Origin of the sequence: Pseudomonas sp. 2FE (assembly GCF_005503735.1) — a bacterium.
Taxonomy (GTDB): domain Bacteria; phylum Pseudomonadota; class Gammaproteobacteria; order Pseudomonadales; family Pseudomonadaceae; genus Aquipseudomonas.
The window spans coordinates 109,200-129,711 of record NZ_SCMO01000003.1 but is presented as its reverse complement, the minus strand read 5'-3'; the positions used below and the strand labels follow the sequence as shown (position 1 = coordinate 129,711).

At 62.7% G+C, this 20,512-nt stretch carries 22 protein-coding genes, 1 tRNA gene and 1 pseudogene; 11 read left to right on the top strand and 13 right to left on the bottom strand.

What is annotated here, in order from left to right:
* Window positions 1–108 precede the first annotated feature (108 nt).
* The 9 genes from FFS12_RS07955 to FFS12_RS07915 all read right to left on the bottom strand — a co-directional run bounded on the left by FFS12_RS07955 (window position 109) and on the right by FFS12_RS07915 (window position 8,295).
* Window positions 109–963, bottom strand: a complete 855-nt coding sequence (locus tag FFS12_RS07955; RefSeq protein ID WP_137886355.1) for a restriction endonuclease subunit S — start codon at window positions 961–963, stop codon at window positions 109–111.
* The gene (locus FFS12_RS20020) at window positions 948–1,304 is read right to left on the bottom strand and encodes a hypothetical protein (RefSeq protein ID WP_137886354.1); all 357 of its coding nucleotides are present in this window, start codon (window positions 1,302–1,304) and stop codon (window positions 948–950) included. The genes FFS12_RS07955 and FFS12_RS20020 overlap by 16 nt, the downstream gene beginning before the upstream one ends.
* Window positions 1,297–2,808: a type I restriction-modification system subunit M gene (locus FFS12_RS07945; RefSeq protein ID WP_137886353.1), complete on the bottom strand. Its 1,512-nt coding sequence runs from the start codon at window positions 2,806–2,808 to the stop codon at window positions 1,297–1,299. The genes FFS12_RS20020 and FFS12_RS07945 overlap by 8 nt, the downstream gene beginning before the upstream one ends.
* A 39-nt stretch (window positions 2,809–2,847) precedes the next feature.
* Window positions 2,848–3,852: a virulence RhuM family protein gene (locus FFS12_RS07940; protein WP_137886544.1), complete on the bottom strand. Its 1,005-nt coding sequence runs from the start codon at window positions 3,850–3,852 to the stop codon at window positions 2,848–2,850.
* Window positions 3,853–3,970: 118 nt separating this feature from the next.
* Window positions 3,971–4,046: transfer RNA gene (locus FFS12_RS07935), tRNA-Phe, on the bottom strand.
* A gap of 77 nt (window positions 4,047–4,123) precedes the next feature.
* Window positions 4,124–4,411, bottom strand: coding sequence for an oxidative damage protection protein (locus FFS12_RS07930; RefSeq protein WP_137886352.1), 288 nt, complete (start codon window positions 4,409–4,411; stop codon window positions 4,124–4,126).
* Window positions 4,408–5,475: an A/G-specific adenine glycosylase gene (gene mutY / locus FFS12_RS07925; RefSeq protein ID WP_137886351.1), complete on the bottom strand. Its 1,068-nt coding sequence runs from the start codon at window positions 5,473–5,475 to the stop codon at window positions 4,408–4,410. Before mutY ends, FFS12_RS07930 begins: the two co-directional genes overlap by 4 nt.
* Complete coding sequence (locus FFS12_RS07920) at window positions 5,472–7,703, bottom strand: AsmA family protein (RefSeq protein ID WP_137886350.1); 2,232 nt, start codon at window positions 7,701–7,703, stop codon at window positions 5,472–5,474. The genes mutY and FFS12_RS07920 overlap by 4 nt, the downstream gene beginning before the upstream one ends.
* Before the next feature lie 193 nt (window positions 7,704–7,896).
* Window positions 7,897–8,295, bottom strand: a complete 399-nt coding sequence (locus FFS12_RS07915) for an acetyl-CoA sensor PanZ family protein (RefSeq protein ID WP_137886349.1) — start codon at window positions 8,293–8,295, stop codon at window positions 7,897–7,899.
* 131 nt (window positions 8,296–8,426) lie between these two features.
* Here FFS12_RS07915 and hisB point away from each other — a divergent pair, with 131 nt between their 5' ends.
* The 7 genes from hisB (at window position 8,427) to FFS12_RS07880 (ending at window position 13,421) form a co-directional block, all read left to right on the top strand.
* Entirely contained in the window at window positions 8,427–9,020 is a 594-nt protein-coding gene (gene hisB / locus FFS12_RS07910) for an imidazoleglycerol-phosphate dehydratase HisB (protein WP_137819405.1), read from the top strand.
* Window positions 9,020–9,658, top strand: coding sequence for an imidazole glycerol phosphate synthase subunit HisH (gene hisH / locus FFS12_RS07905; RefSeq protein ID WP_137886348.1), 639 nt, complete (start codon window positions 9,020–9,022; stop codon window positions 9,656–9,658). The genes hisB and hisH overlap by 1 nt, the downstream gene beginning before the upstream one ends.
* Window positions 9,658–9,918, top strand: coding sequence for a DUF2164 domain-containing protein (locus tag FFS12_RS07900; protein ID WP_137886347.1), 261 nt, complete (start codon window positions 9,658–9,660; stop codon window positions 9,916–9,918). Before hisH ends, FFS12_RS07900 begins: the two co-directional genes overlap by 1 nt.
* A gap of 50 nt (window positions 9,919–9,968) precedes the next feature.
* Window positions 9,969–10,706 (top strand): 1-(5-phosphoribosyl)-5-[(5-phosphoribosylamino)methylideneamino]imidazole-4-carboxamide isomerase, encoded by a 738-nt coding sequence (gene hisA / locus FFS12_RS07895; protein ID WP_137886346.1) that lies wholly within the window; start codon window positions 9,969–9,971, stop codon window positions 10,704–10,706.
* A gap of 127 nt (window positions 10,707–10,833) precedes the next feature.
* Window positions 10,834–11,604: an imidazole glycerol phosphate synthase subunit HisF gene (gene hisF, locus FFS12_RS07890; RefSeq protein ID WP_137886345.1), complete on the top strand. Its 771-nt coding sequence runs from the start codon at window positions 10,834–10,836 to the stop codon at window positions 11,602–11,604.
* 164 nt (window positions 11,605–11,768) lie between these two features.
* Window positions 11,769–12,524, top strand: a complete 756-nt coding sequence (locus FFS12_RS07885) for an ABC transporter substrate-binding protein (protein WP_137886344.1) — start codon at window positions 11,769–11,771, stop codon at window positions 12,522–12,524.
* A gap of 141 nt (window positions 12,525–12,665) precedes the next feature.
* Window positions 12,666–13,421, top strand: coding sequence for an ABC transporter substrate-binding protein (locus FFS12_RS07880; RefSeq protein WP_137886343.1), 756 nt, complete (start codon window positions 12,666–12,668; stop codon window positions 13,419–13,421).
* Between the two features lie 262 nt (window positions 13,422–13,683).
* Here the strand turns inward: FFS12_RS07880 and FFS12_RS07875 are convergent, their stop codons facing one another.
* The 3 genes from FFS12_RS07875 to gpmI form a co-directional block, all read right to left on the bottom strand.
* Window positions 13,684–15,021 carry a S41 family peptidase gene (locus FFS12_RS07875; protein ID WP_137886342.1) on the bottom strand — a complete coding sequence of 446 codons (1,338 nt, stop codon included), beginning with the start codon at window positions 15,019–15,021 and terminating at the stop codon, window positions 13,684–13,686.
* Between the two features lie 34 nt (window positions 15,022–15,055).
* Window positions 15,056–16,318 carry a murein hydrolase activator EnvC gene (locus tag FFS12_RS07870; protein WP_137886341.1) on the bottom strand — a complete coding sequence of 421 codons (1,263 nt, stop codon included), beginning with the start codon at window positions 16,316–16,318 and terminating at the stop codon, window positions 15,056–15,058.
* A 181-nt stretch (window positions 16,319–16,499) separates the two neighbouring features.
* Window positions 16,500–18,047, bottom strand: coding sequence for a 2,3-bisphosphoglycerate-independent phosphoglycerate mutase (gpmI, locus tag FFS12_RS07865; protein WP_137886340.1), 1,548 nt, complete (start codon window positions 18,045–18,047; stop codon window positions 16,500–16,502).
* Window positions 18,048–18,190: 143 nt separating this feature from the next.
* Here gpmI and FFS12_RS07860 point away from each other — a divergent pair, with 143 nt between their 5' ends.
* Genes FFS12_RS07860 through secB form a run of 3 tightly spaced genes read left to right on the top strand, consistent with a single transcriptional unit; the run spans window position 18,191 to window position 19,388 of the window.
* Window positions 18,191–18,604, top strand: a complete 414-nt coding sequence (locus tag FFS12_RS07860) for a rhodanese-like domain-containing protein (protein ID WP_137886339.1) — start codon at window positions 18,191–18,193, stop codon at window positions 18,602–18,604.
* 1 nt (window position 18,605) lies between these two features.
* Window positions 18,606–18,860 carry a glutaredoxin 3 gene (gene grxC / locus FFS12_RS07855; protein ID WP_137886338.1) on the top strand — a complete coding sequence of 85 codons (255 nt, stop codon included), beginning with the start codon at window positions 18,606–18,608 and terminating at the stop codon, window positions 18,858–18,860.
* Window positions 18,861–18,896: 36 nt separating this feature from the next.
* Window positions 18,897–19,388 (top strand): protein-export chaperone SecB, encoded by a 492-nt coding sequence (gene secB / locus FFS12_RS07850; RefSeq protein ID WP_137886337.1) that lies wholly within the window; start codon window positions 18,897–18,899, stop codon window positions 19,386–19,388.
* Window positions 19,389–19,495: 107 nt separating this feature from the next.
* On the opposite strand, the gene FFS12_RS07845 is transcribed toward secB, so the two are convergent.
* Window positions 19,496–19,957 carry a tRNA (cytidine(34)-2'-O)-methyltransferase gene (locus FFS12_RS07845; RefSeq protein ID WP_137886336.1) on the bottom strand — a complete coding sequence of 154 codons (462 nt, stop codon included), beginning with the start codon at window positions 19,955–19,957 and terminating at the stop codon, window positions 19,496–19,498.
* Between FFS12_RS07845 and FFS12_RS07840 the strand changes: the two are divergent.
* Window positions 19,956–20,396: pseudogene (locus FFS12_RS07840) on the top strand (hypothetical protein). The gene FFS12_RS07845 and the pseudogene FFS12_RS07840 sit on opposite strands and share 2 nt — an antisense overlap.
* Window positions 20,397–20,512 lie beyond the last annotated feature (116 nt).

The window sequence follows — 20,512 nt, the reverse complement described above, 5'->3', positions numbered from 1 at the left end:
CCGGGGGGTTATCCAGCCATGCCATGCGTAGGCTGGGTAGAGCGCAGCGAAACCCAGCCCCAGTGCATAACCGCGCTGGGTTTCGGTAAAAAGCCGCCTCTACCCAGCCTACGCCGGCACGGCCTGTTCTTGTTCCGCCGCTGCCGCGACCCGCACCCGGCGCTGGCCGGTGAGCAGTTGTTGCATCAGGGCCTTTTTCTCCAGTTTGAGCTTGGCCAGCTGGGCCTGCAGATTGGCGATTTCGGCATCGGCGGTGGTGAGTACCTGGGCGATTTTTTGTTGTTCGGGGAGCGAGGGTACAAGCACTTTGATTTTGGCAAAGTGTTCGTATTTCAGATTCCAGGTGTCGGACACCAGCCCCTGAGAGTGACGCATAAATACATGAATCAAAGTGGGTGTCTTGAAAAGGTATGAAGCAAATTTTGAGTCAGTCAAGTTAGTCGGCTGCAGGATCGTGTATGCAGGGCTGACAATGCCTTCTTTGTCCGATAGGCCGCTTACGCCCTGCCACATGCGCATGGTGTTGTAGCCAATATCGCCTGGGCAGATTCGCCGGTATTTGCTTTTGTCTTCGCTGGAAGTGTCTTTCTTGCCGGAGTCTGCGCGATCAATTACGCCTTGCTCCGTGGTTATGGAAAGCAGCGACAGATCGGGACGATTGGTTTCATTGCGCTCATTGAATAATTGACCAAGAGCGTAGTGTTTCCAGTCCGCGGTGAACCTTGCAAAGCGCTTTTGCCCCGTTAGCAACTGCTGCATCAGCGCCTGCTTCTGCTGCTGGCTATTGGCAAGCAGGCGCTCGCTGGTGGCGATGGCTTTGTCCCAGGTGGAAAGGATTTGGGCGATCTTGGTTTGCTCGGCGGCTGGCGGAGCTAGTACGGGGATCTTTTCTAGCGCAGCTTTGTTTAGCTTGAATCTGCCGGCACCTTGTCGAGTAAGAAAGCTGGTTAGCTCTTTGTACATGAAAAGTAGTAAAACCACTCGGCGGTGCAAATGCTTGTGCCTTCAATTACGTGAGCATGATTATTTACAGTGCACTTTCCAGTAATCAGCTGGGTCATTGAAATGTCTTGGTATTTCAGGAAATGGTCGCCGTCTTCTCCGATAAGTGCGAACTTTCCGTCTTGCTCGTAGCTTGAAATGTAACCCTGCGCCTTGGTTGGGCCGTAATAAGGGTATTCGCCTTTGATTTTTTCTCGCTCTTCTTGGTTGATCGGCTTTCTCAGGTTGTTCCTGATTGTGAAAGCCTCTTTGACCGAGAGAAGCTTCCAACCAGTAGGCAGAATGCTTGCGGCGTTACTCATAACCAAGCTCCCGCAAATACCCATCCATCTGCCGCTTTAACTCCAGCAACTCCAACTCCAGCACCTCGCGCTCGGCCTTGATCGCCAGTAGATCGATCTCGTCTTCGGCCTCGAAGGTATCCACATAGCGCGGGATATTCAGGTTGTAGTCGTTATCGCGAATACGCTGCAGGCTGACCGGCTCGGCATAGCGGGCCTGGTGCTGGCGGGCGCGGTAGGCGTGGACTATGCGTTGCAGCTGCTCTGGGCCGAGCTGGTTCTGGTTTTTGCCGGCGACGAAGTCGCGGGAGGCGTCGATAAAGATGACGTCGTCGGTGCTCTTGGTCTTGCGAAACAGCAGGATCGCCGCCGGGATGCCGGTGCCGAAGAACAGTTTTTCCGGCAGGCCGATCACCGCGTCCAGCAGGTTTTCCTCGATCAGCGCCTGGCGGATCTTGCCCTCGCTGCCGCCGCGGAACAGCACGCCGTGGGGCACCACCACGCCCATACGGCCCGTGCCGGGTTTCAGGGTTTCGATCATATGCAGGATAAAGGCGTAGTCGCCCTTGGTCTTCGGCGGGATGCCGCGCTGGAAGCGCCCGTACCTGTCGTGTTCCGCCTGCTCGATGCCCCATTTCTCCAGGGAGAAGGGCGGGTTGGCGGTGACCACGTCGAAGTGCATCAGGCCGCCGCTGGCGTCCAGCAGTTGCGGGTGGCGGATGCTGTCGCCCCAGCGCAGGTCGTGGTTTTCCTCGCCGTGCAGAAACAGGTTCATCTTCGCCAAGGCCCAGGTGGCGCCTATGGATTCCTGGCCGAACAGGGCGTAATTGCGCGAGCCGGTCTTCTCCAGCACCTTGCGCCCGCACTTCATCAGCAGCGATGCCGAGCCGCAGGCCGGATCGCAGATCTGCTCGCCGGGTTGCGGGTCGAGCAGTTCGGCCAGCAGGTCGCTGACCTGGGCCGGGGTGTAGAACTCGCCGGCGGTCTTGCCGGCCCCGGCGGCGAAGCGCGAAATCAGGAATTCGTAGGCGTTGCCGATGATGTCCTGGCTGCCGATGCGCGAGGGGCGCAGGTTCATGTCCGCCTGGGCGAAGTCTTCCAGCAGGTGGCGCAGCAGGTTGTTCTTGCTCTTTTCCTCGCCGAGCTTGTTGGCGTTGAAGCTGATGTCCTGGAACACGCCGCGCAGCTTGGCGCTGTTGGCGTCTTCGATGGCGTGCAGGGCTTCGTCGATGCGCTCGCCGTTGCCGGGCAGATGGCGCCGCTCGTGCAAGGTGTAGAAGTTGGCCATGGGCGGCAGCACGAAGCGCTCGGTCTTCATCATCGCGGCGATCAGCGCCGGTTCGTTGCCGTACTTGGTGACGTAGCCTTCGTAGTGATCCTGCCAGACGTCGCTGAGGTACTTGAGAAACAGCATGGTCAGCACGTAGTTCTTGTAGTCGCTGGCGTCGACGCTGCCGCGAAAGGTATCGCAGGACTTCCAGATGATGGCGTTGATGTCGTCCTGGTTGATCGGGCTCTGGCTCATGGGCTCTGTCTGCTGCTAAGGCGGGTGGCTTCAGTGGGGTTATTCGGGGCGTTTGCGTGGCAGTTGCTGCTGCAGTTGTTCGATGCTGTGCAGGTCGGCGTTGTCGGCAGCTTGGCGCTCGGCTTCACGGCGGTTGGCGTCGAACTGCTCGTAGAGTGCTTCGACTAACCGCTCGGCAACGCTGGCGCTGACTTTGCCGGCATGGCTGAGCAGGTCGCGCTCGTTGAAGCTGAGAAAGGCGTCGAGCTTGCTGGCCCAGTCCTGCATGGTCATGGTTTTGCCGCGGCGGGCTTGGTCGTCGGCGTAGTCCAGGTACATCACGACGATGCGGTCCAACTCGCGGACTTCGTCGGTGCTGAGGTAGTTCTTGGCGGTGCTGACGTCTTTCTTGCGTACCCGGCCGCCCTCCCAGGTGGTCAGGCCCATATTGGGCAGATCAGGGTTGGCGCGCTGGCTGATCAGCTCGGCAGCGGTGTGCCCGGTAACGGCCCAGAGCATCTTGTTCTGCACCTTCTGGAAGAACAGCCGGGCGGCTTCGCTGCTGCCTTGGTAGTCCACGGCGGTGGTGTAGAGGTCGCGGATCTTCTGGTAGAAGCGTTTCTCGCTGGCGCGGATCTCACGGATGCGCTCCAGTAGCTCGTCGAAATAGTCCCAGCCGCCGGGGTTCTTCAGGCGCTGGTCATCCATGACAAAGCCCTTGACCAACAGCTCGCGCAGTTGGGTGGTGGCCCACTGGCGGAATTGCATTCCGCGTGGCGAACGCACGCGGTAGCCAACGGCGAGGGTCATGTCGAGGTTGTAGAGTTGGACGAGCCGTTTGACCTGGCGGCTGCCTTCGGTTTGAACTGTCAAGGAGTCCTTGACAGTTGCCTCGCTCAGCTCGCCTTCGGCGAGGATGTTGCGGATATGCAGGCTGATGTTTTGCTTGCTGTTGGCGAACAGCTCGGCGATTTCCAGCTGGGTCAACCAGACAGTGCCGTCGGCGGCGCGCAACTGCAGGGAAACCTGGCCGTCGTCGCTGGTGTAGAGAATCAAATCGCGCATGGCAGCGGGCGTCCCTGGGCTGACGTTGCTGAGCATGACCGGCCGCCACTGCGGCAAGGGCCGGCGCTTTTTCCGCACATAGAAAAAAGGCCCGCATTGCTGCGAGCCTTTTAAATAATGGTGCCCAGGGACGGAATCGAACCGCCGACACGGGGATTTTCAATCCCCTGCTCTACCGACTGAGCTACCTGGGCCAACGGGGCGCTATTAGACGGATTTGGCTTATGCCTGTCAAGCGCGAACCAGAAAAATATTTAGCTATAACGGGCGCTTACGGATTTTTGCCGGAATCGCTGGGGGGTACGTAGCCTTCCGCCTGGGCGTAATCCTCGCCGGAGAGGAACTTATCCATCTCGGCTTGGAGGAACTTGCGGTCCTCGGCGTTCATCATGTTCAGGCGGCGTTCGTTGATCAGCAGGGTCTGGTGTTTCTGCCATTCGTCCCAGGCTTGCTTGGAGACGTTGGTGAAGATGTCTTCGCCTTTGGCGCCCGGGTAAGGCGGGCGATCCAGGCCGGGCAGTTGTTGCTTGTGCTTACGGCACAGTACGGTGCGGGTCATGACGGCTCTCCTGCATTTAATACGTCGGCCGCGCGCTTCAGCAGCTTTTTCACCGGGGCGGCGAGGCCCAGGCGCGGCGGGGTGGCGAGGTTATACCAGAGCCAGTCGGCCTCGGCCACGTTACTGGTGGCGGCCTCGACCTGGATCAGCCAGGGTTCGATGGCCAGTTGGAAGTGGCTGAAGCTGTGGGTCAGCCCGGGCAGTTCACGGCGGTTGCCGAGGGTCAGGCCGTGGCGTGCGGCGAGATCGTCCAGCGCATCGGCGGCGGGCACTTCCGGCAGGCTCCAGAGCCCGCCCCAGAGCCCGCTGGAGGGGCGGCGATAAAGCAGGATGGCGCCTTCGCGGTTGGCCAGGATGGGCATCAGGGTGCGCTTCTGCGGCAACGCCTTGCGCGGCTTGGGCGTCGGGTAGGCGCTTTCGCGGCCCAGCTGGTGCGCCCGGCAGCCGCTCTGCAGCGGGCAGAGCAGGCAGCTGGGTTTGCTGCGGGTGCAGAGGGTGGCGCCGAGATCCATCATCGCCTGGGTGTAATGGTTGACCCGTTCGTGCGGGGTGAAGTGTTCGGCGGCGTCCCACAGTTGCTTGGCGACTCTCGGCTCGCCGGGGTAGCCGTCCTGGGCGGTGTAGCGGGCCAGCACGCGTTTGACGTTGCCGTCCAGAATCGGCGCGCGCAGGCCCATCGACAGGCTGGCGATGGCGCCGGCGGTGGAGCGGCCAATGCCCGGCAGTGCGGTGAGGTGCTCGACATCCCGGGGAAACTCGCCGCCATGCTCGGCCATCAGCGTTATCGCGGCTTTCTGCAGGTTGCGCGCGCGGGTGTAGTAGCCGAGACCGGTCCACAGGTGCAGCACCTCGTCTTCCGGCGCCTCGGCCAGCGCCTGAACGCTGGGCAGGGCGTCCATGAAGCGGTCGAAGTAGCCGAGTACGGTGCCGACCTGGGTCTGCTGCAGCATGATCTCGGAGACCCATACGCGGTACGGACTGATCTCTTGTTGCCAGGGCAGGTCCTTGCGGCCGTGGCGGTCGTACCAGTCCAGCACGGCGCCACTGAATTGCTCGGGACTCATCGTTTGAACAGGCCCTTGAGTGCGTCTTTCAGTTCCGGACTGACCTTGTCGCCGAGTTTCTCTTCGATCTTTTCGTTGAGCTTGTCGCCGGCCAGTTTGCCGGCGACCTTGCCCATGCCGTCCTTGTCCAGGCGGCAGGCTTTGGCGCCCAGCTCCAGCGGGCCGCGGCAGCGCAGTGGCCACTCGATGCCGACGTAGCGTGGGTTCACTTGGCAGGCCGGGTCGGGCATTGCGCTCTTGTCGCCGTCGATGACGATGCCCAGGCGGTAGTCCATGCCGAGCACGCGCAGGTCGACGTCGCCGTTGCCCTTCACGCTCAGGCCGGGGATGCGGGCCTTCAGGTCGGGGTTGCTGGCGACGCCGTTGCGGAAACTCAGGTTGCCCTTGAGCTCTTCGAACGGAGTGTCTTTGCCGCGTGCCGGGCCGCTGAGCGACTTGCGGTTAAGCGTGGCGATGCCTTGGCAAAGCTGTTGTTCGAGATTGGCCTCGAGCAGCACGCCGTCGCTCAGGGCAAAGCTGGCGGTGCCGTTGAGGCCTTCCACCCAGGCTTTCTGGCTGTTGCCGCTGGTGCTGAGATCCGCGTTCAGGTCGAGCAGGCCCTTGAGCGGTGGTTTTTGCCCTTGGCTCTCGAGCAGTTGCTCGACCGGTATGCGGCTGATGCGTTTCTGCGCGCTCAGTAGCGGGATGGTCGGGCGTACGTCGAGCGTGGCATTGACGGCGAAGTTGCCGTCGTAGAGCTCGCCGCGCAGATTTTCCAGGGTCAGCAGGCCGTCTCTGCCCTGGGCTTTCAGGCTGGCGTTTTCGATCGGCAGCTTGTCGAGGGTCAGTTGACCGAGGCCGAGGCTAAGTTGCAGATCCAGCTTGCGCAGCTGGTCGATCGGCAGCACCGGGGTTTCGCTCCAGGCTTGCTGGGTCGGGGCGTTGGGCAGTTCGTTGCTGCCGCTTTGGCTGGCGGTCGCGACGGTGCTTTTCACTTCGGCTTGGCGGCTGCTGCTGGCTGCCGAGGCAGCCTTGGTCTGCGGTGGCAGGTAGCGGTCGAGATCCAGACGGTCGCCTTTGAGCTGCGCGCGCAGCGCCTGTTTGGCGAAGTCGGTGACGGCGATGGTGCCGCTGAAGCTGCTGTCGTCGAGTTTCAGGTGCAGTTCATCCAGGGTCAGGCTGGTGGGGCTGCCTTTGAGGCGGGTGACCAGCTCGAATTTGCCGAGGCTGCTGGGATCGGCGCTGGCGGGCAGCTCCTGGCCCAGGCCGGCGAGGAAGTCGCGCAGGTTGAGCTGGGCGATGGACAGGCCGCCGGTCAGTTTCGGCTGGTTGTTCAGGTCGCGAACGTTCAACTCGCCGAGGGCGCGTAGCTGGTTGGCGGAAAATTTCAGGCCGTTCCATTCGGCGACCTGGGCCGCTTGGTCGAGGAGCAGTTGGCCCTGGGCGGCGAAGGTCAGGGTCTTGCCCTTGAGCGGTTCGCCGGACGCCTCGCCCGACAGTTTCAGGTCTTCGAACTGGTAGCGCTTGAGCGTCCGATCGAAGCGCAGTTGCCCTTGCAGTTCGGTCTTGGCGCGCAGTACCGGCTGATTGGTGCCGAAGAGGGCGCTCAGCTTCAGCGGTATGCTGGCGCCTTCACGGATCGCGCCGGTGCTCAGCTCAATGCCTTCGGCGCTGAACTGCTGGCCGCTCTTGGCGTCGCGATAGTCGATGCGGGCATTGTTCAGCGTCAGGCTGTCGATATCCAGCTTGAGCGGCTGTGCCTTCGGCGCTTCGCCGGGCTCGGTGCCGGCAGGCGCTGCGCTCGGAGCGGGTTGGTTAATTGCCGCAGGTGGCGCCGCCAGTTTGGCCGGATGGCCGATGTCTTGCCAGTTACCGCGGCCTTGCTCGTCACGGCTGAGGGTCAGGTTCAGGCCATCGACCTTGATGTCGCTCATCTGCACTTGGCGGCGCAGTAGCGGCAGTACCCGTACCGACAGGCCGAGCATGCGCAGGTCGGCAAAGGGTTGGTCGGGGCTGGCGGCGCTGGCCAGGGTGGCCTCGTGCAGCTCCAGGCCCAGCCAGGGGAACAGGCTCCAGCCGATATCGCCGTTCAGCGTCAGTTCCAGGTTGGCCTTGTCGCGGGCGAGCTGGCGGATTTCGTCTTTGTAGTCGTTGGGATCGAACAGGTGGGTCAGGGCGAAGCCCAACGCCACGAGGATCAGCAACAGCCCGAGGAAAACCAGACCCAGGATTTTGCCGAGCGCTTTCATGGACGAGTCCTTGTAGTGAGTGCGATACAGGTGTGGGTAGCGAGTATACAGACTGGCCGAAAATTACTGCGTTTGCTGCGCGGTTGGCGAGCCGCCGGCTCTGCGGCTAGGCGTGCAGAGGGTTGGACGGGGAAGTCGGGGTGCAGTTCCCGGCTGTCGGCCTGTTGTGTCCAGCTCGCACTGAGCTGGAGGCTTACAGCGGCTCCAGTGGCAGATGGGCACGTGCCGCCAGGGCTTGGCACTCCAGCTGCTCTTGCGGTGCCGCCAGATGCAGCGGCTTGCCGGCTTCGTGGGCCAGGCGCCGGGCCTCGTCGAGCAGGCGCCGGCCAACCCCGCGCTGGCGGGTGATGGTGCGTACGCAGAGGTGCGACAGGCGCCAGCAGTCGTCGCGTTTTTCCAGCAGGGCGGCGCCGAGCAGGCGGTCATTGAAGCGCCCGGCAATCAAGGTGCCCTGTTCGATCGCGCTCTCGAGCAGCGTCTCGGCATCGCGGTAGGGGGTCAATAGCCAGGCCGGCGCGTCGGCGTAGATCTTCACCAGATCGCTTTTGTCCTGGGCCGACGGTGCGCTGACGACTTCGACGAATACGGGCATGGCGCGGCTCCAGGTGGCGGTTCGGGTGGGCGGGCGCGAGTGTAAACCGCAGCGACCGCCGCCGGTAGCCGCATCGAGCCTCGCCGCCCTATAATGGGCGCCTTTTCCGTGAGCATTTTGTGGAGCTGGTGATGGCCGAACGTACGGCGTCCGTCGAGCGCAACACCTTGGAAACCCAGATCAAGGCCTCGATCAATCTGGATGGCACTGGCAAAGCGCGCTTTGCGATTGGCGTGCCGTTCCTTGAGCACATGCTCGACCAGATCGCCCGGCATGGGCTGATCGACCTGGATATCGAAGCCGAGGGCGACCTGCATATCGATGACCACCACATGGTGGAAGACGTCGGTATCACCCTCGGCCAGGCCTTTGCCAAGGCCATCGGCGACAAGAAAGGCATAGTCCGCTACGGCCACGCTTATGTGCCGCTGGATGAAGCCTTGTCGCGCGTGGTGATCGACTTCTCCGGCCGCCCCGGGTTGCAGATGCATGTGCCGTTCACCCGCGCCAGCGTCGGCGGCTTCGATGTCGACCTGTTCCAGGAGTTCTTCCAGGGCTTCGTCAATCACGCCCAGGTCAGCCTGCACATCGACAATCTGCGCGGGCACAACACCCATCACCAGATCGAGACCGTCTTCAAGGCGTTCGGTCGTGCGCTGCGCATGGCCGTCGAACTGGACGAGCGGATGGCCGGGCAGATGCCGTCGACCAAGGGTTGCCTGTAATGCAGACGGTGGCGGTTATCGATTACGGCATGGGCAACCTGCATTCGGTGGCCAAGGCCCTCGAACACGTCGGGGCCGGGCGGGTGCAGATCACCAGTGACGCCAACGTGATTCGCGAAGCCGATCGCGTGGTGTTCCCCGGCGTCGGGGCGATTCGCGACTGCATGGCGGAGATCCGGCGTCTCGGTTTCGATGAGCTGGTGCGCGAAGTCAGCCAGGATCGGCCGTTCCTCGGCATCTGCGTCGGCATGCAGGCGTTGCTCGAGCGCAGCGAGGAGAATGGCGGGGTCGACTGTATCGGTCAGTTCCCCGGCCAGGTGCGGTTCTTCGGCAAGGACATGGTCGAGGATGGCGAGCAGTTGAAAGTGCCGCACATGGGCTGGAACGAGGTCGCGCAGACGCTGGATCACCCACTCTGGCACAACATTCCGGACCTGGCGCGTTTCTACTTCGTGCACAGCTACTACATCCAGGCGGGCAACCCACGGCAGATCGCCGGGCGTGGTCACTATGGCGTCGACTTCGCCGCGGCCCTGGCCGATGGTCCGCGCTTCGCCGTGCAGTTCCACCCGGAGAAGAGCCATACCCACGGCCTGCAGCTGCTGCAGAACTTCGCCGCCTGGGATGGTCGCTGGTAATGAGCCGGGCCAAGCACAAGGCGCCCAGCCTGAGCCTCGACACCGCGCAGGAGGCTGCGGCGGTGGCGGCGATCAAGGCTTTCCTGGAAGAGCGCTTCGAGCTGCAACTGGGCTCCTTCGAGGCGCAGGAAGTGCTCGAGCTGTTCACCCGCGAAGTGGCGCCGCACTTCTACAACAAGGCGATTAGCGATGTGCAGGCGCACCTGGCCGACAGGTTCCTGAGCATCGAAAGCGACTTGTGGGCGCTCGAGAAGAGCTGACCCTTCACCGTTCCAAGAACTGAATTCCAAGACTTGAGCAGGTTCGACTGATGCTGATTATTCCCGCTATCGATCTCAAAGACGGCGCCTGCGTGCGTCTGCGCCAGGGCCGCATGGACGACTCCACGGTGTTCTCCGATGACCCGGTGAGCATGGCCGCCAAGTGGGTCGACGCCGGTTGCCGGCGTCTGCATCTGGTCGACCTGAACGGCGCCTTCGAAGGCCAGCCGGTCAACGGTGAAGTGGTCAACGCCATAGCCCGGCGCTATCCGCAGCTGCCGATCCAGATCGGCGGCGGCATTCGTTCGCTGGAAACCATCGAAGCCTACGTCAAGGCCGGCGTCAGCTACGTGATCATCGGCACCAAGGCGGTGAAGCAGCCGGAGTTCGTCGCCGAAGCCTGCCGCGCGTTTCCGGGCAAGGTGATAGTCGGGCTGGACGCCAAGGACGGTTTCGTCGCCACCGACGGCTGGGCCGAAGTCAGCGCCGTGCAGGTCATCGACCTGGCCAGGCGTTTCGAGGCCGATGGCGTGGCCGCCATCGTTTACACCGACATCGCCAAAGACGGCATGATGCAGGGCTGTAACGTGCCCTTCACCGCCGCCCTGGCCGCGGCGACCCAGATTCCGGTGATCGCCTCCGGTGGCATCCATAACCTCGGCGATATCCGCGCCCTGCTGGCGGCCAAGGCGCCCGGGATCATCGGCGCCATCACCGGCCGGGCGATCTACGAAGGCACGCTGGATGTGGCCGAGGCGCAGGCATTCTGCGACAACTTCGGTAAATAATACGTAGGGCGTACTCGCCGCAGGCAGTACGCCATAGCCAACCGGCGGACTGTTCGCTGCGTTGCTGAGCCCGCCAACCGGCGGACTGTTCGCTTCGCTCCTGAGTCCGCCCTACGAGGGCTTTTTTATGGCACTGGCAAAACGCATCATCCCCTGCCTCGACGTCGACAACGGTCGCGTGGTCAAGGGCGTCAAGTTCGAGAACATCCGCGATGCCGGCGACCCGGTCGAGATCGCCCGCCGTTACGACGAGCAGGGCGCCGACGAGATTACCTTCCTCGACATCACCGCCAGCGTCGACGGCCGCGACACCACGCTGCATACCGTCGAGCGCATGGCCAGCCAGGTGTTTATCCCGCTGACCGTGGGCGGCGGGGTGAGAACCGTGCAGGACATCCGCAATCTGCTGAATGCCGGGGCGGACAAGGTCTCGATCAACACCGCGGCGGTGTTCAATCCGGAGTTCGTCGGCGAGGCGGCGCAGCGTTTCGGCTCGCAGTGCATAGTCGTCGCCATCGACGCGAAGAAGGTTTCGCTACCTGGCGAGACCCCGCGCTGGGAAATCTTCACCCACGGCGGGCGCAAACCCACCGGCCTGGATGCCGTGCTCTGGGCGAAGAAGATGGAAGAGCTCGGCGCCGGCGAGATCCTCCTGACCAGCATGGATCAGGACGGCATGAAGAACGGTTTCGACCTCGGCGTCACCCGCGCCGTCAGCGAGAGCGTCGGGATTCCGGTGATCGCCTCCGGCGGCGTCGGCAATCTGGAACATCTGGCGGCGGGCATCCTCGAGGGCAAAGCCTCGGCGGTACTGGCGGCGAGCATCTTCCATTTCGGCGAATACACCGTGCCGGAAGCCAAGGCCTATCTGGCCAGTCGAGGCATTGTGGTGCGCTAATTGCACAGGCAAAACCCAGGGCCGGCGCCGGCGCTCGATGCAGACTGCCGCCAAGTCTGTATCTGACTGGTCGGTCGCATTTTTCCAGCCAAGGCTGGGCGTCGGCAGCGGCGTTGGGTATGCTGCGACGGTCTGTCCACCCTATAAAAAAGAAGAGAGCCGCTATGTTTAAACGCCTGTTACTTGCGCTCACCGGAACCCTGATGGTGCTGTCCGCCGGCGCCCGCGCCGAAGTGGATCCCAGCTACAGCGTCGTCCTGCTGACCGAAAACTTCCCGCCGTACAACATGTCGATCAACGGCAAGAACTTCGCCCAAGAAGACAATATCGACGGCATCGCCGTGGATATCGTCAAGGAGATGTTCAAGCGCGCGGGCATCAAGTACAGCCTGACGCTGCGCTTTCCTTGGGATCGGATCTACAAACTGGCGCTGGAAAAGCCGGGCTATGGGGTGTTCGTCACCGCCCGTCTGCCGGAGCGTGAGCAAGCGTTCAAATGGGTCGGGCCGATCGGCCCGGACGACTGGATCATGCTGGCCAAGTCTGACAGCAAGATTGCCTTGAGCAGCCTGGAAGACGTGAAGCAGTACAAGGTCGGTGCCTACAAGGGTGACGCCATTGCCGAGTACCTGGTACAGCAAAAGCTCGAGCCGCTGACCGCGCTGCGCGATCAGGAAAACGCCAAGAAGCTCGAGAGCGGGCAGATCGACCTGTGGGCCACCGGCGATCCGGCCGGGCGTTATCTGGCCAAGCAGGAAGGGGTTGTCGGGCTGAAGACGGTGCTGCGCTTCAATAAGGCCGAGCTGTATCTGGCCCTGAACAAAGAAGTCCCGGATGAAGTGGTACAGAAGCTGCAGGGTGCGCTGGACAAGATGCGCGGCGAAGGTTTCGTCGACGAAATTCTCAGCAGTTATCTGTAATGCCAGCTAGACGCGGCACCGGGCCGGCTTAGCAGCGGCCATGGCCAAGGATGGCAACGCGACGAGCATTCCGTGGCTGAGCCTTGGCTCCCGCAGGAATGCCCCCGACCACAATAACAAATCATGCGGGCACTCCTAACCATGCTGAAACTATTCAAACGCACCCTGTTGCTGGGCCTGATCCTGGCGGCGGCAACGGCTCGAGCCGAGTTGCCGGCCGACTACAAGATGGTGCTGCTGACCGAGAATTTACCGCCGTACAACATGGCGGTGGATGACAAGAACTTCGCCCGTGACGAGGGTATCGACGGCATCAACGCCGACATCGTCCGCGAGATGTTCAAGCGCGCCGGGATCGGCTACACCCTGAGCCTGCGCTTCCCCTGGGACCGCCTGTATCGGCTGACCCAGGACAAGGCCAACTACGGGCTGTTCTCCACCACCCTCACCCCCGAGCGGCAGCCGTTGTTCAAATGGGTCGGGCCGCTGACCAAGACCGAATCGGTGCTGCTGGCCGCGCCGGGTAAGACGCTGAGCGTGCCTAGTCTGAAGGAGGCCGGGCAGTACCGGATCGGCGCCTACAAGAACGATGCGGTCAGCCAATACCTGGAAAGCCAGGGGTTGCAACCGATCAACGCCCTGCGTGATCAGGAAAACGTGAAGAAGCTGACCAGCGGCAAGATCGACCTGTGGGCCACCACCAACCCGGTGGGTCACTATCTGGCCAAGCAGGAAGGCGTCAGTGGCCTGACCACGGTGTTGCGCTTCAACGAGGCCGAGCTGTATCTGGCGCTCAACAAGGACACCCCGGACGAGGTGGTGCAGCGCCTGCAGAAGGCCCTGGACGAGCTACGTGCCGAGGGCTTTATCGAAGGCGTCACCGGCAACTATCTGTAAGAACCTGTTCACGATCCGCTGCGGGCGCCGCACTGAGCTGTGGCTCGCACGATCTTGAACAGGCTCCTAAGGCGCCGCGCCGTAGGAGCGAGTTCTACTCGCGATGGTGTCGGTGTTGGTGGCGGTGGCGCGCGGATCGCCAGCAGAGCGAGCTCCTAGCAAAAGCGGAGGGCGGCTTTTGCTAGGAGCGGCTTTGGCCGCGACAGCTGTGTGGGGCGAGAGGCCCAATCGCGGATAAATCCGCTCCTACAGGGGAGCCGCTTTACTCGCCGCGGGTCACGCTCAGGCCTTTCAGCAGGTTGAGCGCTTGGCCCAGCTGGAAGTCATCGTCCTGCGGGCGTGGCTGTTTGCTCTGCGCTTTGTCCTTGCTGCTCGGTTTGTCCGCGCCGCCGTTGCCATTGCCCAGATGCCCGGCGAGATCGGCTTCCTTGAAGCTTTCGCCATCCTGCTCGCGGGTAATCTTGGCGCGCGTCACTTCGATATCCGGCACTATGCCCTGGGCCTGGATCGAACGGCCGTTCGGGGTGAAGTACAGCGCGGTGGTGATCTTCAGGGCGCGCTCGTTACTCAGCGGCAGCACGGTTTGCACCGAGCCTTTGCCGAAGCTGTCGGTGCCCATCAGGATGCCGCGCTTATGATCCTGCAGGGCGCCGGCGACAATTTCCGAGGCCGAAGCGCTGCCGCCGTTGATCAGCACCACCAGTGGCACAGCTTCGCTGGCATCGACCGGGTCGGCGGAGAAGCGCAGTTCGGAGTTGGCGATGCGGCCTTTGGTGTAGACGATCAGGCCCTTCTTGAGGAAGTGATCGGTGACTTCCACCGCCGCCTGCAGCACCCCACCGGGGTTGTTGCGCAGGTCGAGAACCAGGCCGCGGAGTTTCTTGTTGCCATTGTCTTTCCTCAGCTTGGTCAGGGCCTTGCCCACCTCATCGCCGCTGTTGACCTGGAACTGGGTGATGCGCAGGTAGCCGTAGCCCGGCTCGAGCGTCAGACTTTTCACGCTCTTGACCTTGATCACCGCTCGGGTCAGTTCCACGTCAAACGGCTGGCCGCCTTCGCGTACCAGGGTCAGGACGATCTTTGCGCCGGCTTTGCCGCGCATCTTGTCCACGGCCTCCATCATCGACAGGCCCTTGGTCGGCTCGCCATCGATCTTCACGATCAGGTCGCCGGGCTGGATGCCGGCCTTGGAGGCGGGCGTGTCGTCGATCGGCGAAACCACTTTGACGAAGCCATCTTCCAGGCCGACTTCGATGCCGAGGCCACCGAATTCGCCGCTGGTACTTTCCTGGAGCTCGGCGAAATCCTCCGGGCCGAGGTAGGCCGAGTGCGGGTCGAGGTTGCTGAGCATGCCCTTGATGGCATTTTCCAGCAGGGTCTTGTCGTCTACCGGTTCGACATAGGCCGCCTTGATTCGGTCCAGGACCTCGGCGAAGGTGCGCAGCTCATCGAGCGGCAGCGGCGCTTTGCCGTTCGTCGCAGCTGCTGGCGCGGCGGCCTCGTCGGCTTGAGCGGCATGCAGCAACGGCGCGCCGATCACCAGCGCGATAGCCAGGGCCAGAGCCAAAGCCGGAAACATAGGGCGGGACAAATGCGGCATGTCGAACTGACTCCAGTAATAGGTGGCGTAGCGCTTATCCTTGCGCGCGACACCATTGTGCCGGATCGCTAGGGCGACCCTGCTGACGGATCGCAAAATACAGCGCCGGCGTGTCTTGGCCGCCGCTGGTGCCGACGGTCGCGATCGGCTCGCCGGCTTTGACAAGGTCGCCGGCGTCTTTCAATAAACTTTGGTTGTGGCCATAGAGGCTCAGATAACCGTTGCCATGGTCGAGAATGACCAGAAGCCCGGCGCCACGCAACCAGTCGGCAAATACCACGCGGCCAGCGTGTACGGCGCGTACTTGACTGCCGGCAGAGGCGCCAATCAGCACACCATCCCAGCTTGTCCGAGCGTCGCCGCCGCGTGGGGTTCCATAACGGGCGACCAAGCGGCCATCGACTGGCCAGGGCAATTGGCCGCGGCTCTTGGCGAAAGGGCCGCCGTGGATGGCGCCGGCGCTGGAAACCAAGGGGCCGCTGACGGATTTGTTGGCCATAGGGCGCGCCTGTTGTGCCGCCAGTTGCTGCTGCGCCAGTGCGCGTTGGCGCGCCTCTTCGGCGGCTTTGGCTTCGCGGGCCTGGCGGGCGAGGGTCTCTTCGATGGTTTTCAGCACGCGGCCGAGCTCGGCGTGCGCCTGCTCGCGGGCCTTAAGCTTCTGGCCGCGTGCGCTGGATTCCTGGTTCAGCTTGGCCAGCGCCACGTGGCGCTCCTTGCGGGCTTGCGCCAGTTGTTCGCGGCGCCCCTCCAGCGCGCTTTTCTGCTCGGCCAGTTGGGTTTGTTGGGCGGCGCTATCGCGCTCGACATTGGCCAGTTGCCGGAGGGTTTCGTTGAAGGCGTCGAGCTGTTCCAGGCGCGCCTGATTGACGTAATCATAATAGCTCAGGGTGCGGGAGAATTTTTCCGGGTTTTGTTGGTTCAGCAGCAGTTTGAGGTATTCCTGGCGGCCACTCTGGTAGGCGGCCCGTGCCTGAATGCCAATCAGGCGTTGCTGTTCAAGGCGTGCGCCGTCGAGTTTTTTTTTCTCGCGATCCAGGCGCTGGATCTCGGCTTCACTTTTTTCTAGCTCTTCCTGCAGGGCTTCGACCTGCTTTTCCAGCTGGCCCATCTCGGTTTCCGTGCCGCGCAGTTCTTTCTGCACGCCGGATTTTTCCTGCGCCAGCTGCTTAAGCAGCTTCTTCAGCTCGCCGATATCCTGCTGCGCAGCCTCCAGCTGCTTCTGGGTCTCGGCGCGTTGATCGGCCATTACCGGGCTGAGCAGGCAAGCAAGGAAGACGGCAATCAAGGTGCGGAGCATGGGGTGGGCGATACCGGGGGAGGGCGACGCCCTAGTATGCCCGCGGCGGGCTGCAAAAAAAACGCCCGCAAGCCTGAGCGGGCGGAGGTTTTTTGGCGCGGGAAAGGTCGCGGCGCAGAACGCCGTGGGTTATTCGCCCTAGAGCTGGAGTTGGCCTAGGGCGAATAAACGGCGCGGCGCTTTAGCCGCCGTTGGACTGCAGATTCAGAATCGTGCGGCCGGTCATTTCTGCCGGCTGTTCCAGGCCCAGCAGATGCAGCATGGTCGGCGCCACGTCGGCTAGCACGCCGCCTGTGCGGATGCTCAGCGAACGCTTGCCGACATAGATGAACGGCACCGGCTCACAGGTATGCGCGGTGTGCACCTGGCCGGTGCATTCGTCCTCCATCTGTTCGACGTTGCCGTGGTCGGCGGTGATCAGCGCTTCGCCGCCCACTTTGTCCAGCGCCGTGACTATGCGGCCGACGCAGCTGTCCAGGCATTCCACGGCCTTGACCGCAGCCTCGAACACGCCGGTATGGCCGACCATGTCGCCGTTGGCGTAGTTGACGATGATCACGTCATAACGCTGCTGTTCGATGGCCTCGACTATGCGGTCGGTGACTAGCGGCGCGTTCATTTCCGGTTGCAGGTCGTAGGTGGCGACTTGCGGCGAGGGGATGAGGATGCGCTCTTCTCCTTCGAACGGCTCTTCACGGCCGCCGGAGAAGAAGAAGGTGACGTGGGCGTACTTCTCGGTTTCGGCGATGCGCAGTTGGGTCTTGCCGTGTTTCGCCAGGTATTCGCCGAGCACGTTGTCCAGGCTGGCCGGGGCGAAGGCGCTGGGCGCTGGGATGCTGGCGGCGTACTGGGTGAGCATGATGAAGTCGGCCAGCTGGGGCTGGCGCGCGCGGGCAAACTCCTTGAAGTCCGCCTCGACGAACGCCCGGGTCAGCTCGCGGGCACGGTCGGCACGGAAGTTCATGAAGACCACGGCGTCGCCGTCTTCGACTGTTACCGGGGCGCCGATGCCGGTGGCTTTGACGAATTCGTCGCTCTCGCCGCGGGCGTAAGCGGCTTCCAGGGCGGCGAGGGCGCTGTCCGCCTGGAACTGGGCCTGGCCGTCGACGATCAGCTTGTAGGCGGCTTCGACGCGATCCCAGCGGTTGTCGCGATCCATCGCGAAGTAGCGGCCGATGATCGAGGCGGTGCGGCCTCTGCCGAGCCTGGCGAAGGTGTTGTCGAGCAGTTCCAGCGACGGCTGGGCGCTTTTCGGCGGGGTGTCGCGGCCGTCGAGGAAGGCGTGCAGGTAAATCTTCTCGGCGCCGCGCTGGGCTGCCAGTTCGGCCATGGCCACCAGATGATCCTGATGGCTGTGCACGCCGCCGTCGGACAACAGACCGAGGATATGCACGGCCTTGCCGGCGCCGACGGCTTGATCGACCGCGCGGGTGATCGCCGGGTTGTCGAAGAACTCGCCATCGCGGATCGCCTTGGTCACCCGGGTGAAGTCCTGGTACACCACGCGGCCCGCGCCGAGGTTCATATGGCCGACCTCGGAGTTGCCCATTTGCCCGTCCGGCAGGCCAACGTCCATGCCGCTGCCGGAGATCAGGCCGTTCGGCTGGGTGGCGCGCAGGTGGTCGTAGACCGGCGTGTTGGCGGCGTAGATGGCGTTGTATTCGGGGCTGTCACTGTGACCGAAGCCGTCCAAGATGATCAGAACCAGGGGTTTGGGCGTGGCAGTCATAGATCCGGCTCGCTTGTGGCGTGGTGGTCAAAAAGGCTGGGCATTTTAAAGCCAAGTCTCGGCGGCGTCACCGCCGGGCGGGGTTTGGCCGACCTTTGGGGCTGTGTATACTGGCCGACATTTTACCGTCCTGGAACCTATTGATGCTCGCTCACCTGATTGAATTTACCACTACCCACTATGTGCTCAGCGGTGTGTTCGCGGTGCTGCTGGCCTTGCTGATCTTCACCGAACTGCAAAAAGGCGGTCAAAGCCTGAGCACTCGCGAGCTGACGGCGCTGGTCAATGGCGAGCAGGGCCTGGTGCTCGACGTGCGCTCGAACAAGGACTTTGCCGGCGGCCATATAGTCGGTGCGCTGAATATTCCTTACGAAAAAGTCGCCAGCCGTGTCGCGGAACTGGACAAGCACAAGGCCAAGACCCTGATCGTGGTCGACGCCCTGGGCCAGCATGCCGGTACCGTCAGCCGCGAGCTGAAGAAAGCCGGTTTCAACGCAGCCAAGTTGTCTGGCGGGATTGCCAGCTGGCGTGGCGACAACCTGCCCTTGGTGAAGTGAGATGCCGTCCGTCGTCATTTATTCCAGCGATTGGTGCTCTTACTGCACTCGCGCCAAGCAGTTGCTGGTGCAAAAGGGTGTGCCCTTCGAGGAGATCAGCGTCGACGGCAAGCCCGAGGTGCGCGCGGAAATGACCCGCAAGGCGCGCGCCACCTCGGTGCCGCAAATCTGGATCGGCAGCACCCATGTGGGCGGCTGTGATGACCTCTATGCCTTGGAGCGCGCCGGCAAGCTGGATGCGTTGCTCAAGGCTTGAACCTTTGTAGAAACCTAACGATAAGAAGGCTCTGCCATGACCGAACAAGTGACCAACGGCGCCGCCCAAGGCGACCAGAACCCGCAGTTTTCCCTGCAGCGCATCTATGTGCGTGACCTGTCCTTCGAGGCGCCGAAGAGCCCGGAAATCTTCCGTCAGGAGTGGAGCCCGAGCGTGGCGCTGGACCTGAATACCCGGCAGAAGTCTCTGGAAGGCGACTTCCACGAAGTGGTGCTGACCCTCTCCGTGACCGTCAAGACCGGCGAAGAGATCGCCTTCATCGCCGAAGTGCAGCAGGCCGGGATCTTCCTGATCCAGGGGCTGGACGCTGCCTCGATGAGCCACACCCTCGGCGCGTTCTGCCCGAACATTCTGTTCCCGTATGCTCGCGAGACCCTCGACAGCCTGGTCGTGCGCGGTTCGTTCCCGGCGTTGATGCTGGCGCCGGTGAATTTCGACGCGCTCTACGCCCAGGAACTGAGCCGCATGCAGGCGGCCGGCGAAGCCCCTGTTGCGGCTCAGCACTGAGTCATTGCCGCACAAAAAAAAGCGCCCTGCGGGGCGCTTTTTCATTCACGGTATTTTTCAGGCGTGCGCAAAACCCGTAGGAGCGGGCCATGGTTTCGACACAGGCTTCAGTCGAGACTGAAGCCGAGCTGGCGCCAGCCTTCATAGACGGCGACTGCGACGGTGTTGGAGAGGTTCAGGCTGCGACAGCCAGGGCGCATCGGCAGGCGCAGGCGCTGTTCGGGCGGCAGGCTTTCCAGCACCTCGGCCGGTAGTCCGCGGCTTTCCGGGCCAAACAACAAGGCGTCGCCGTGTTGAAAGCGGGCTTCGTGATAGGGCTGTGAGGCCTTGGTGGTAAAGGCGAACAGCCGCGGCTGGCCGAGGCTCGCCAGGCAGCTGGCCAGGTCGGTGTGGCGGCTCAAGCTGGCGTACTCGTGATAGTCCAGCCCGGCGCGGCGCAGGCGCTTGTCGTCCAGCTCGAAGCCGAGTGGTTCGATCAGATGTAGGCTGCAGCCGCTGTTGGCGCACAGCCTGATAATGTTGCCCGTATTGGGTGGAATTTCCGGTTGAAAGAGGATCACGTGAAACATGCACGGCTCCGAGCGTGAGGACGGGCAGGATTCTACTCCTGAAGAGGATCCGCGGCCGAAGTTATGGCGGCGCTTCCTCGCGGCGTTGGTACTGCTTGGCTTGTTGGTCGGGCTGATGCTTGGCCGCTTGACTGCACCCGAGCCGGTAACCCTGGAGCAGGTTTAAGTGCTGCCCGATGGCCTGCAACTTTGGTTCAGTGCTGAACCAAAAGTGTCCGGTGAGCACTTGCATGGTGCACTGATGCTGCTGTTTGAGGCAGAAGGACGCGCCCAGCATGGGCAGCTGCAGTTAGCTGGAAAGGGCGTGAATTGGCGGTTGATTCATAGTGAGCGGGGTTTGCTGTTGAATCTGGTCGCTGCCCGCCCGCTGCGTGGCGAGTGGCACGGCGCAGCGATGGAGGGGCGGTGGCGGCTGACGATCAGCCTGCGCGCGGAATAAAAGAGGGGAATCCCCGGCCTGCCTGTACCAAGGTCCCCGAAACTGGAGTCACCTGATACTAAGCATGAGGTGTGCCAGTTTTATTACCGCAGCTGTTGGCCGGCCCTTTGGGCCGG

Excerpts from the sequence above, each read along its gene's own strand:
- FFS12_RS07955 (WP_137886355.1), bottom strand. The coding sequence starts at position 963 with ATGTACAAAGAGCTAACCAGCTTTCTTACTCGACAAGGTGCCGGCAGA.
- FFS12_RS20020 (WP_137886354.1), bottom strand. The coding sequence starts at position 1,304 with ATGAGTAACGCCGCAAGCATTCTGCCTACTGGTTGGAAGCTTCTCTCG.
- FFS12_RS07945 (WP_137886353.1), bottom strand. The coding sequence starts at position 2,808 with ATGAGCCAGAGCCCGATCAACCAGGACGACATCAACGCCATCATCTGG.
- FFS12_RS07940 (WP_137886544.1), bottom strand. The coding sequence starts at position 3,852 with ATGCGCGATTTGATTCTCTACACCAGCGACGACGGCCAGGTTTCCCTG.
- FFS12_RS07930 (WP_137886352.1), bottom strand. The coding sequence starts at position 4,411 with ATGACCCGCACCGTACTGTGCCGTAAGCACAAGCAACAACTGCCCGGC.
- mutY (WP_137886351.1), bottom strand. The coding sequence starts at position 5,475 with ATGAGTCCCGAGCAATTCAGTGGCGCCGTGCTGGACTGGTACGACCGC.
- FFS12_RS07920 (WP_137886350.1), bottom strand. The coding sequence starts at position 7,703 with ATGAAAGCGCTCGGCAAAATCCTGGGTCTGGTTTTCCTCGGGCTGTTG.
- FFS12_RS07915 (WP_137886349.1), bottom strand. The coding sequence starts at position 8,295 with ATGCCCGTATTCGTCGAAGTCGTCAGCGCACCGTCGGCCCAGGACAAA.
- hisB (WP_137819405.1), top strand. The coding sequence starts at position 8,427 with ATGGCCGAACGTACGGCGTCCGTCGAGCGCAACACCTTGGAAACCCAG.
- hisH (WP_137886348.1), top strand. The coding sequence starts at position 9,020 with ATGCAGACGGTGGCGGTTATCGATTACGGCATGGGCAACCTGCATTCG.
- FFS12_RS07900 (WP_137886347.1), top strand. The coding sequence starts at position 9,658 with ATGAGCCGGGCCAAGCACAAGGCGCCCAGCCTGAGCCTCGACACCGCG.
- hisA (WP_137886346.1), top strand. The coding sequence starts at position 9,969 with ATGCTGATTATTCCCGCTATCGATCTCAAAGACGGCGCCTGCGTGCGT.
- hisF (WP_137886345.1), top strand. The coding sequence starts at position 10,834 with ATGGCACTGGCAAAACGCATCATCCCCTGCCTCGACGTCGACAACGGT.
- FFS12_RS07885 (WP_137886344.1), top strand. The coding sequence starts at position 11,769 with ATGTTTAAACGCCTGTTACTTGCGCTCACCGGAACCCTGATGGTGCTG.
- FFS12_RS07880 (WP_137886343.1), top strand. The coding sequence starts at position 12,666 with ATGCTGAAACTATTCAAACGCACCCTGTTGCTGGGCCTGATCCTGGCG.
- FFS12_RS07875 (WP_137886342.1), bottom strand. The coding sequence starts at position 15,021 with ATGCCGCATTTGTCCCGCCCTATGTTTCCGGCTTTGGCTCTGGCCCTG.
- FFS12_RS07870 (WP_137886341.1), bottom strand. The coding sequence starts at position 16,318 with ATGCTCCGCACCTTGATTGCCGTCTTCCTTGCTTGCCTGCTCAGCCCG.
- gpmI (WP_137886340.1), bottom strand. The coding sequence starts at position 18,047 with ATGACTGCCACGCCCAAACCCCTGGTTCTGATCATCTTGGACGGCTTC.
- FFS12_RS07860 (WP_137886339.1), top strand. The coding sequence starts at position 18,191 with ATGCTCGCTCACCTGATTGAATTTACCACTACCCACTATGTGCTCAGC.
- grxC (WP_137886338.1), top strand. The coding sequence starts at position 18,606 with ATGCCGTCCGTCGTCATTTATTCCAGCGATTGGTGCTCTTACTGCACT.
- secB (WP_137886337.1), top strand. The coding sequence starts at position 18,897 with ATGACCGAACAAGTGACCAACGGCGCCGCCCAAGGCGACCAGAACCCG.
- FFS12_RS07845 (WP_137886336.1), bottom strand. The coding sequence starts at position 19,957 with ATGTTTCACGTGATCCTCTTTCAACCGGAAATTCCACCCAATACGGGC.